This is a genomic window from Chryseobacterium sp. JK1 (assembly GCF_050632815.1).
In the GTDB taxonomy this organism is placed as follows: Bacteria; Bacteroidota; Bacteroidia; order Flavobacteriales; family Weeksellaceae; genus Chryseobacterium.
The window spans coordinates 166,511-177,724 of the sequence record NZ_JBODRU010000004.1; the positions used below are offsets into that span (position 1 = coordinate 166,511).

Here is an 11,214-nt window from a genome sequence, read left to right on the forward strand (position 1 = left end):
TTTAATTATTTTGATCATGAATTACCTTAACCGTTCTCTGTTATTTTTTGTATTGCTATTTTTTTTCTCGCTAAGTTCTGCCCAGAATAAAGACAGAGAAAAAGTTCAGATATTTTATTACGGCTGGTACGGAAACCCTGCTACTGATGGAAGTTACTCCCATTGGAATCATGAGATCCTGCCACACTGGAAAGACCCGAAATGGAACAACCTGGGACATTATCAGGGAGGAGATGATATTGGGGCCAATTTTTACCCGGCTTTGGGTAATTACAGTTCCAATGATGCTGAGACCATTGAAGCACACATGAAAATGATGAAGGAATCAGGAGTTGGAGTGGTGGTGGTAAGTTGGTTGGGGAAAGATTCATTTACTGATAAAAGCTTGCCAAAATATCTTGATATTGCAGACCGTTTTGGATTGAAGATAGCTTTTCATATAGAGCCTTTCTATAAAAATACTATAGAGCTTAAAGAACAACTTTCTTATCTGGTGAAAACTTATTCTAGCCATCATGCTTTCTATAAAAAAGAGGGAAAACCGTTGTATTATGTTTATGACAGCTATAAAATTCCAAAAGAGGAATGGGCAAAAATGTTAGACAAAAGCAGTAAAGAAACCATTAGAAATACATTGTTAGATGCTTTATATATTGGATTGTGGGTAGAGAAAAATGATTCAGAATTTTTCGATAAGGCAGGATTTGATGGGTTTTATACCTATTTTGCCAGTGAAGGATTTGTATTTGGGAGTACCGTTTCCAACTGGAAATACCTTGCAGAGTATGCTAAACAACATCATTTGATCTTTATACCTTGCGTGGGCCCCGGATATTCAGATACACGAATAAGACCTTGGAATGGAGCTAATTTCAAAAGCAGAAATGAGGGGAAATATTATGAAAATATGTTTGATGCGGCCATTAAGGTGAAACCGGAATTCATAGGAATTACCTCATTCAATGAATGGCATGAAGGAACTCAGATAGAACCCGCTATTCCTAAAAAAGCAGGAGATTTCCAATATGAAGATTATGGGAAAGATCCTGAATTTTATATTAAGGAAACCAACCGTTTGGCGAATAAATTTCTAAAATCTAAATAACATACTTTTAAATAGGTTTTTGATAGAAGAAAATTACGTCTTTTATTAACGGGTTTTTGCTCAAAATAAAATAAATTCAGTAATTACAGAGCTGTTCTTCGGTTGATTAATTGATTACTTTCATAGTGTAATTGATTGAAATTGAATAAACAGCCTCTTCTTATTTTAACCCTCTGCTTTATCCTTGGAATTTTTATTCAGGATACAGTTGTACTCACGAGTACTTCAGTTTTATTTGTTGCGCTCATCAGTATAATAATAGGAATCCTGTTATTTCTTCATTCTTACTTTTTACACAAAGTAAAAGCAGTTTTGTTAGGGAGCTTATTCTGTGGGGTCGGAATTATTCTTCATTTCTTTACCATGCTTCCATCAGAAAATAATTTGAAGAAAGGGAAAGGCAAGGTGGTCTTCAGGATTACACAAAAGCTGAATTCATCTCCAAAATATAAAAAATATGCGGGAGTAGCAGAATTAGGAGGTCAGAATTTCAACTCTGTCTTTTACCTCCCTACAATCAGCAAGGAGTTGGATTTTGTCCACTATTACAGATCCGAAGCCTTTGTTACAAAACCTTATCCTCCAAAGCATGACTTTCAATTTGATTATGCCCGGTATCTTCGCCGCATGAACATTCAATATCAGGTTTATATTTCAGGGGAACCTACGTATGCAAAACGGGGCGATCTGGATCTGACTGATAGAATCCGACAGCTTAGATTTGACATTCTTAAGAAAATTGACAAAACTGAAATGTCAGGGACAACCAAAGAATTTTTAAAAGGAATTATACTGGCTGACAGAACCGGAATGGACGCTGATACTGTAAAGGATTTTAACAGATCTGGTCTTGTTCATTTCCTGGCTATTTCCGGAACTCATATCGTGGTTATTTTCGGAATGTTTTACTTTTTGATGATGAGGTTTGTTTCTTTGCGGTACAGAAGATATACCGTAATTTTTAGTTTAGTGTTTATTTGGCTATTTGCAGCATTTATTGGATTTGGAAACTCGGTATTGCGTTCGTGTATTATGCTCAGTACCTATTTTATATTTGTACTGCTTCAGCGAAAACCTGATTTGCTACATTCACTTGCCTTGTCAGCATTGATTATCCTGATTATGGATACACAGCAGATATTTGACGTTGGATTTCAGCTGAGTTTCATGGCAGTTCTGGGAATATTCTGGTTGAACCAGCCTCTGTTGAAATATTTTCCAAAACAAGATGGTTATTTAAAAAAACTTCTTTTCAATACCATTACTATCTCGCTGTCTGCACAGTTGGCTACATTGCCGTTGGTTCTCTATTATTTTCATCAGTTTTCTTGTATTTCTATTGTAGCTAACTTTATTATTGTTCCGTTTTCTGAAGTGATTATTATTTTCTCGTTCCTGCTGACGGCACTCATAGTTGTAGATTGTAATTTTATATGGATCTGTAAAATTTATGACTATATCATCCATATCTTATTGGAAGTAATTCATTGGTTTTCTAAGGCAGATATTTTCTATTTTGAGAATATACCGATGAATATAGTTGAGGTGTTTTTGGCTTTTATAGCCATCTTCTTTTTAAGATTTGTTATTCTGAAATTTGACTTTATAAATTCTATGAGATTTGTTATGGCCGGTTTGTTATTTATAATGATAAGAATAGGTTATACTGCTTTTGAAAACCAAAAAGAAGAAATTATGGTACATGATTTTGGCAAAAAGAAAATTGTTTCAATTAAAAATGGAAATAAAACGTGTTTCTGGATTTCGGATATGGCAGAGCAGGATAGAGTTTTGCAGTTTATCGTTAAACCGTATTGTGCATCAAGAAGAGTCACTTCCTATGAAATAAAAACATTTCCATCCTCCGCTCAGAAAGCGGTTTTCAGGGGTCAGATTTATGATATAAAATAATGTTTTCCTTTTTATGTTTTTCCTGTATTTATAACGTGTTAAACTCTTATTTAGAAAGATTACAAACTGTCTAATTGTGAGATTTCTCACTTTTCGATATTGTTAAACTTTCTTAATTTTGTGGAAATTCAAATTTAAACTTATATGGCAGGTTTAACGAGTTCTACGATAGGTAGAAAATACGCTATGGCATTATCAGCTATGTTTTTGCTGATTTTTCTTATACTGCATTTGACAACCAATTTGTTATCAGTTCTAAACAAAGATGCTTTCAATACAGCTTCTGACTTTATGGGCTATAATCCTTTTGTGCAGTTCTTAATGCAGCCTATTCTTGGTTTTGCAGTAATTTTCCATTTCGCGATGGGATTTGTATTGGAGATCAAGAATAATAAAGCGCGTCCAGTAAAGTATGCATCTAACAACGCGTCTGTGAACTCTTCATGGATGTCCAGAAATATGATTATTTCAGGAGCTGTTGTGTTGGCTTTCTTAGCGCTTCACTTATATGATTTCTGGTTCCACGAGATTACTTACAAGTACGTGGATGGGAAACTTCCCAACGCAGAACGTTTCTGGCCGGAACTTCATGAGAAGTTTTCGGATCTTTGGAGAGTGGCTTTGTATGTAATTTCTTTTGTTTTACTAGGATTGCACTTAGCTCACGGATTCCAGTCTTCATTCCAGTCAATTGGAGCGAGACATCCAAAATATACACCGGTGATCAAAGCTTTCGGGAAATGGTATTCAATCATTATTCCTGCAGGGTTTGTTATCGTGGCAGTTTACCATTTTATAACTCAATAATATCAATATACTAGTATGAGTAAATTAGATTCAAGAATTCCGGCGGGTCCTCTTAAAGACAAGTGGAAAAATCATAAAGACCATATGAACCTTGTTGCACCAAACAACAGAGATAAGATTGATATTATTGTTGTAGGTACAGGTTTGGCAGGAGGTTCTGCTGCGGCTACATTAGCTGAGCAGGGATATAACGTTAAAGCATTCTGCTACCAGGATTCTCCAAGAAGAGCACACTCTATTGCAGCTCAGGGAGGAATCAATGCAGCTAAGAATTACCAGGGTGATGGTGACTCTACTTACAGATTATTCTATGACACCATCAAAGGAGGTGACTATAGAGCAAGAGAGGCTAACGTTTACAGATTAGCAGAAGTTTCTGCTAATATTATTGACCAATGCGTTTCTCAAGGGGTTCCTTTTGGTAGAGATTACGGCGGTCAGTTAGACAACCGTTCATTTGGTGGGGTTCAGGTAAAAAGAACTTTCTACGCAAAAGGACAAACAGGGCAGCAGTTATTATTAGGAGCATACTCTTCAATGAGCCGTCAGATCGGTAAAGGGAGAATCAAGATGTACAACCGTCATGAAATGCTTGACCTTGTAATTGTAGATGGCAAAGCAAGAGGAATTATCGCTAGAAACCTTGTTACAGGTGAGATCGAAAGACATTCTGCTCACGCTGTAGTAATTGCTTCAGGAGGGTACGGAAACGTATATTTCCTTTCTACCAATGCAATGGGATCAAATGTTTCTGCAGCATGGAAAATTCACAAGAAAGGAGCTTACTTCGCAAACCCTTGCTACGTACAGATTCACCCGACTTGTATTCCTGTTCACGGGACACAGCAATCTAAACTGACTTTGATGTCTGAATCATTAAGAAACTCAGGAAGAATCTGGGTTCCTAAGAATATTGAAGATTCTGTAGCCATCAGAGAAGGTAAATTGAGACCTGAAAATATTAAAGAAGAAGATAGAGATTATTATTTAGAAAGAAGATATCCTGCATTCGGAAACTTAGTACCTAGAGACGTTGCGTCTAGAGCTGGTAAAGAAAGATGCGATGCTGGTTTCGGAATCGAAAATAATGAAACGAAAGAAGGTGTTTACTTAGATTTCTCTACAGAGATCATGAAAAAAGGTAAAGAAGCCGCTATCGAAAAACATATTCATAATCCAACAGATCAGCAAATTTATGATTTAGGAAAAGCTTGGATTGAGGAGAAATACGGTAACTTATTCGTTATGTACGAAAAAATTACGGCTGATGATCCTTACAAAACTCCAATGAAGATTTATCCAGCAGTTCACTATACAATGGGGGGTGTTTGGGTTGATTATAATCTTCAGTCCACTATTCCTGGATGTTTCGTAATTGGTGAAGCTAACTTCTCAGATCACGGTGCAAACAGATTGGGAGCTTCTGCTTTGATGCAAGGTTTGGCGGATGGATATTTCGTTCTTCCTTACACGATTGCAGATTATCTTTCTGCAGATATCAGAACGGGAACAATCCCTACTAATTCAGCAGCATTTGATGAAGCTGAAAAAGAAATTAAAGGAAAAGTAGATTTCTTCTTAAATAATAAAGGAACACATTCTGTAGATCATTTCCATAAAAAACTAGGACACATCATGTGGAATAAAGTGGGGATGGGAAGAACTCCTGAAGGATTAAAAGAAGCTATTGCTGAAATTGCTCAGGTGAAAAAAGAATTCTGGGAAGACGTGAAAGTTCCTGGTGATGCTGATGGAATGAATACTGAGCTTGAAAAAGCATTCAGAGTGGCAGATTTTATCGAATTAGGACAATTAATGGCTATCGATGCGTTACACAGAAATGAATCTTGTGGTGGACACTTCAGAGAAGATCATGCTACCTCAGAAGGAGAAGCAGAAAGAGATGATGTTAACTTCAAATATGTTGGAGCTTGGGAATATCAAACAGATGATATCACAACTGAAGTTCTGCATAAAGAAGATCTGATCTACGAAAACATTGAAGTTAAAGCAAGAAGTTACAAATAATCTCCAACCTAATAAATAAAAAATTATGAGTGCAAAAAAAGGCCTTCATCTTACCCTAAAAATTTGGAGACAAAAAAATAGCAAAACTAAAGGTCAGTTTGAGACCTACAAAATATCAGATGTTTCTACAGATTCTTCTTTCTTAGAAATGTTGGATATTTTGAACGAAAATATTATCAACGAGGGAAAAGAACCTATCGCTTTTGACCACGACTGTCGTGAAGGAATCTGCGGAATGTGTTCTCTTTACATCAATGGTAGAGCTCACGGGCCGGATACAGGGATCACAACTTGTCAGCTTCACATGAGAATGTTCAAAGATGGAGAAACTATCGTTATTGAACCTTGGAGAAGTGCCGCTTTCCCTGTTATCAAAGACTTGATGGTAGACAGAAGCGCATTCGACAGAGTAATGGCAGCAGGAGGTTTTATTTCCGTGAATACTTCAGGTAATACATTGGATGCAAATGCAATCCCGGTTCCTAAAGAAGATGCAGACAAAGCAATGGATGCTGCTGCTTGTATCGGATGTGGAGCTTGTGTAGCGACTTGTAAAAACGGTTCTGCAATGCTATTCGTAGGAGCTAAAGTTTCTCAGTATGCATTACTTCCTCAAGGAAGAGTAGAAGCGAAGAGAAGAGTTCTGAACATGGTGAAAGCTATGGACGAAGAAGGATTCGGAAACTGTTCAAATACAGGTGCTTGTGAAGTGGAATGCCCTAAAGGTATTTCTCTTGAAAACATCGCAAGAATGAACAGAGAATATATGGCTGCTCTTGTAGATCAAGGATAGAATTGATTCAAATACATAAAAAATCGCCTTCATTTTCGGAGGCGATTTTTTGATTAAGACCCTTTTCCTGTTAAAATTTGTTAAGTTATTCAGAAGCTTTGGTATTGTTTATTTAATAAGTATATATTTGGCGGGTAGTTGATGTGTACAGGGTACATTTTACCCTAAAAAGGGTATGGAAATTATACGTATCGCATCCTTTTTAACAGGCATAAGAAAATTTTTAAAAAAAATAACCACTGTGGATTAAGAAGCCCTAAAAAGCTTATTTTTGCATAATATTAAAATTGAAATGAAAAAATATCTTTTATTGTTTATCATCGCGATTTTCGTGATGTCTTGTTCAAAAAAAGTAGAGGTAAAAGGAAAAATTACAGGAAGTTCACCACTGGAAAGAATCGAATTTGTGGAAGCTTCAGGAGTAGGAACCCTACCTTTGATTAATATAGGTTTAGATAAAGACGGAAATTTCTCAGGAAGCTTTGATGCCCCTAAAGATGGTATGTATGTGATCAATTATGCCAACAAGCAGAATCTGATCTATCTTGAAGGGGGTCAAAAAGTAAATATCTCTGGGAATTCTATGACTTTCCCTAATGAATTTGTTATTACAGGGGATGCTAAAAAGAACAATGATTTCCTTTCTGGAAGCCAGAAGTTTTTAGCTGAATACGGTAACAAAGTTAATCTGGGAGCATTAATGAGCGGAGACGAAGCAGCATTTGTAAAAGGAATGCAGAAAGTTGAAGCAGATATCAACAAAAATATCGATGAGCTTGCTCAGAAAAATAATCCAAGTAAAGGACTTTTGGAATGGAAAAAAAACGATGCTAAAGTAACCATCCTAAACCTTCTTGCGAACTACGAAATGTCGCATGGTCCAATGTCTGGAAACCCATCTTACAAGGCTTCTAAAGCTTTTAAAGACTATGAAACAAAGTTAGATAACGATAAAGAGGCGATGGTGAAATCAATCCCGCTTTACAGACAATATCTTCTTGTGAAAATGACTCCGGATTTCCAAAAATATGCAGAAGCAAACAGCAAAGGAAAAACAGGTATTACAACTTCTGAAATGTTTGCTCAGTACCTGAAAACTCAGAAAGATTTATCACAAACGGCAAAAGACTACCTTTTGGCCTTTGTAATGGCTCAGGCAGATATTCACCCAACAACTACAGGAGCGAATATTGATAAAATCAAAAAAATCATTGATTCGGATATTAAAGATGCTACCATTAAAAGCGATCTTTTAAAAATGCAGGTAGCTATTACCGGACTTAAAATTGGTGAAGCAGCTCCAGAAGCAGCTTTAGTAAAACAGGACGGAAAAGCGTATAACCTTTCTGAAAACAAAGGAAAGCCTTACATGTTATTCTTCTACGCGTCATGGAACCCTTATATCGGAGAAGCTACGGTACCTGTTTTAAAAGAAGTAGTGAACTTCTATAAATCTAAAATGAATTTTGTATTTGTAAACGTAGACGATACTAAAGATCAGTTTATCAAAACAAGCAACTCTTTACTGAAAGGTGTTCAGGGAGTAAACGTATATGGTGAAAAAGGAATGGAATCTGATATCGCTAAAAAATATGGTGTATACGGATTTAAATTACCTTGCTTCGTAATTATAGATAAAGACGGTAAAATTGCCAGCAGATCTTTTGTAAACTTAGGAGAGCAGGAGCTTGTAACGATCTTGGATAAACTTACAGGTCTTTCAGCACCAAAAGTAGAACCTACAATGCAGCAAGTGCCACAACAATTACAAATTGATCCTTCTGCACAACAGCAGGCTCCACAGCCAGCAAATCCGCAGCCGGCTAAAAAATAGTAAACTTTAACACAGTATAGAAACCTTATCCTCGGATAAGGTTTTTTTTATTGTATTTTTGCAAAATGGAACCGAGAGGTTTTGTATTAGAAAAATAGAATTTGTAGAATGAGAAAGAAGAAAAATAATATTATTCTTGAAAATATTAAACTGTTAACAGCCGGAGCAAAAGGAGTTGCCATTGGTAAAACGGATGATGGTAAAACAGTATTGGTTTCGGGAGCAATTCCAGGTGATGTTGTGAATGTTAAGGTAAAAAAATCCAAATCCAAATATTATGAAGGAGAAGCGGTAGATGTTTTGGAAAAGTCACCGTTCAGAGTAGACGCTAAATGTGTCCACTTCGGAACCTGCGGAGGCTGCAAATGGCAGAATATGAGCTATGAAAAACAACTTGACTTTAAGCAGGAAGAAGTATATAACAATATTAAAAGAATTGGTGGTATTGAAGACTTTGAAACCGTGTCTATTTTAGGTTCTGCAGAGCAGTATTTTTATAGAAATAAGATGGAGTTTTCTTTCTCCAATGCAAGATGGCTTACTCAATATGAAATCAGTTCTGAAGAGAATTTCGGAAGTAAAGATGCTTTAGGGTTTCATATTCCAGGAATGTGGAGTAAGATTTTAGATCTTAAAGAATGTTTCCTTCAGGAAGATCCTTCCAACTCAATAAGACTTGCGGTAAAAGAGTACAGCGTAAATAACGGATTAGACTTCTTTGATGTAAGAAACCATGATGGTTTTTTAAGAACCTTGATGATGAGACAGAACTCTAAAGGGGAGTGGATGGTTCTTTTCCAACTGTACAGAGAAGAAAAAGAAAACAGAGAAAAGCTTTTTGAATTCCTGTTAGATAAATTTCCTCAAATCAAAACATTGGTATATGCTATAAATCCAAAACCTAACGATTCAATTTATGATTTGGATATTAATGTATACTTCGGTGATGGTTATTTAATGGAAGAAATGGATGGTCTGAAATTTAAGATTGGCCCAAAATCCTTTTTCCAGACCAATTATAAGCAGGCTTTAGAACTTTACAGGAAAACATTGGAGTTTGCTGATCTTAAAGGGGACGAAGTTGTTTATGACCTTTACACAGGAACAGGAACTATTGCCCAGTATGTTGCCAGAAATGCGAAGCACGTTATAGGAATTGAAGCTGTACAGGAAGCCATAGATGCTGCTATAGAACACGCTGAATTGAATGGTCTTACCAATACAACTTTCTATTGTGGAGACATGAAAAACGTCTTTAATGATGAGTTCCTTGAAAACCACCCAAAAGCCGATGTATTGATTACCGATCCTCCAAGAGACGGAATGCATCAGAAGGTAGTAGAGCAGATTTTAAAACTTTCACCGGAAAAAATTGTTTACGTAAGCTGTAATTCCGCAACACAGGCCAGAGATCTTGCCTTAATGAAAGAACATTATACGCTGGTTAAAATATTACCTGTTGATATGTTCCCGCAAACGCACCACGTTGAGAACATTGCATTGTTGGTAAAAAAATAAATTTATTTAAATTTGAATTTCAGATCTTAATATAAAAAGCCAGTTGCATCTGACTAGATAAAAAATAAGAATATACAGATGAAGTATTTTAAATTTTTCATACTTACCTGCCTTTTAGGAATGCTCTTTTCCTGTGGAGGAGATGATGATATTTGTGAAAGTGGTGAAGGAACTCCCAGAATGAGGGTGAGTTTTAAAAAACTGGATTCAGACAAGACCACTACTATAGACTCTTTATATGTAGCAGTGGATTATGGCTCAGGAAAAGTTCAGTTGGGAGGTCTGGGGCAAATAGATTCAAGACTTATTCCTTTAAGAGTAGATGAATCTCCATACACAGATGTGTATTTTAGATTCACTAATAAAGGAGCTGAATCCAAAGTAAGAGTATCATATACAACCAAATCTACGTATGTTTCTCCTGGCTGTGGAATCAAAAAGTATTATGAGAATTTAAAATCAGAATTAATCACTCCGAATCCTGTTCAGAAGCTGGAAGACGGGTTAAATCAAATAGAGAATGAAGATAAGACTAATCTTTACCTTGTTTTTTAGTTTATTAGGAATAACAAGCTGGGCACAGGACAAAAAAGGAGAAGATAAAAATAAAAAGACAACCTATAAATATGAACCCAACTTTATGGTTGGCCTTGATGTTTTGAATACCGGAATGGGCTTTTTTTCAGACAGAAAACTTTATCAAGGGTTTATTTCTTCAAAGATTAAAGAAAATGTTCATGCTATTGCAGAAGCAGGTTTTGAAAAGAACATATACCAGAAGAATGGATATGATGCTAAAGTAAATGGTCCTTTTGTTAAATTGGGAGCATTCTATATGCTTGCAAAGGATGCAGAAAATGAATTCAACGGGTTTTACGCAGGAGGAAAGGTTGGCGGATCATTCTATAAGCAGGAGTATATGTCCGTTCCCGTTCGTGGATTTGGGGGAAGTAATTCCTCAGAGGCTTTCCCTTCATCTTCCCAATCCTCTTTTTGGCTGGAAGGAACTTTGGGAGGAAGAGTTCAGCTATTTGAATCCAATTTTTATATCGATGTTAATCTTCAGCCCAGATATTTGGTGTATACTTCTAAGCAGGATGATATCTATCCTATGATTGTTCCAGGATTTGGACGAAGTTCTTCGAAGTTCAATATGGGATTTTCATGGAATGTTGCATATAAGTTTTAGGGATATAAAATCTTGATCTTTACATTATA

Annotated in this window: 9 protein-coding genes; all 9 read left to right on the forward strand. The window is 36.1% G+C overall.

Annotated features, from left to right (window positions below; genetic code table 11):
- The first annotated feature begins 16 nt into the window (after positions 1-16).
- The 9 genes from ACQ76T_RS19660 (at position 17) to ACQ76T_RS19700 (ending at position 11,185) form a co-directional block, all read left to right on the forward strand.
- Positions 17-1,105, forward strand: a complete 1,089-nt coding sequence (locus ACQ76T_RS19660) for a glycoside hydrolase family 99 protein (RefSeq protein WP_431344948.1) — start codon at positions 17-19, stop codon at positions 1,103-1,105.
- Positions 1,106-1,246: 141 nt separating this feature from the next.
- Positions 1,247-3,016 carry a ComEC/Rec2 family competence protein gene (locus ACQ76T_RS19665; protein WP_431344949.1) on the forward strand — a complete coding sequence of 590 codons (1,770 nt, stop codon included), beginning with the start codon at positions 1,247-1,249 and terminating at the stop codon, positions 3,014-3,016.
- A gap of 144 nt (positions 3,017-3,160) precedes the next feature.
- Positions 3,161-3,823 carry a succinate dehydrogenase cytochrome b subunit gene (locus ACQ76T_RS19670; RefSeq protein WP_431344950.1) on the forward strand — a complete coding sequence of 221 codons (663 nt, stop codon included), beginning with the start codon at positions 3,161-3,163 and terminating at the stop codon, positions 3,821-3,823.
- Between the two features lie 15 nt (positions 3,824-3,838).
- Entirely contained in the window at positions 3,839-5,851 is a 2,013-nt protein-coding gene (locus ACQ76T_RS19675) for a fumarate reductase/succinate dehydrogenase flavoprotein subunit (protein WP_431344951.1), read from the forward strand.
- A gap of 25 nt (positions 5,852-5,876) precedes the next feature.
- Positions 5,877-6,644 (forward strand): succinate dehydrogenase/fumarate reductase iron-sulfur subunit, encoded by a 768-nt coding sequence (locus ACQ76T_RS19680; RefSeq protein ID WP_105681652.1) that lies wholly within the window; start codon positions 5,877-5,879, stop codon positions 6,642-6,644.
- 292 nt (positions 6,645-6,936) lie between these two features.
- Entirely contained in the window at positions 6,937-8,478 is a 1,542-nt protein-coding gene (locus tag ACQ76T_RS19685) for a TlpA family protein disulfide reductase (RefSeq protein WP_431344952.1), read from the forward strand.
- 108 nt (positions 8,479-8,586) lie between these two features.
- Positions 8,587-9,996 (forward strand): 23S rRNA (uracil(1939)-C(5))-methyltransferase RlmD, encoded by a 1,410-nt coding sequence (rlmD, locus tag ACQ76T_RS19690; protein WP_431344953.1) that lies wholly within the window; start codon positions 8,587-8,589, stop codon positions 9,994-9,996.
- 78 nt (positions 9,997-10,074) lie between these two features.
- Positions 10,075-10,551 (forward strand): DUF6452 family protein, encoded by a 477-nt coding sequence (locus ACQ76T_RS19695; RefSeq protein ID WP_431344954.1) that lies wholly within the window; start codon positions 10,075-10,077, stop codon positions 10,549-10,551.
- Entirely contained in the window at positions 10,517-11,185 is a 669-nt protein-coding gene (locus ACQ76T_RS19700; RefSeq protein ID WP_431344955.1) for a DUF6048 family protein, read from the forward strand. Before ACQ76T_RS19695 ends, ACQ76T_RS19700 begins: the two co-directional genes overlap by 35 nt.
- Positions 11,186-11,214 lie beyond the last annotated feature (29 nt).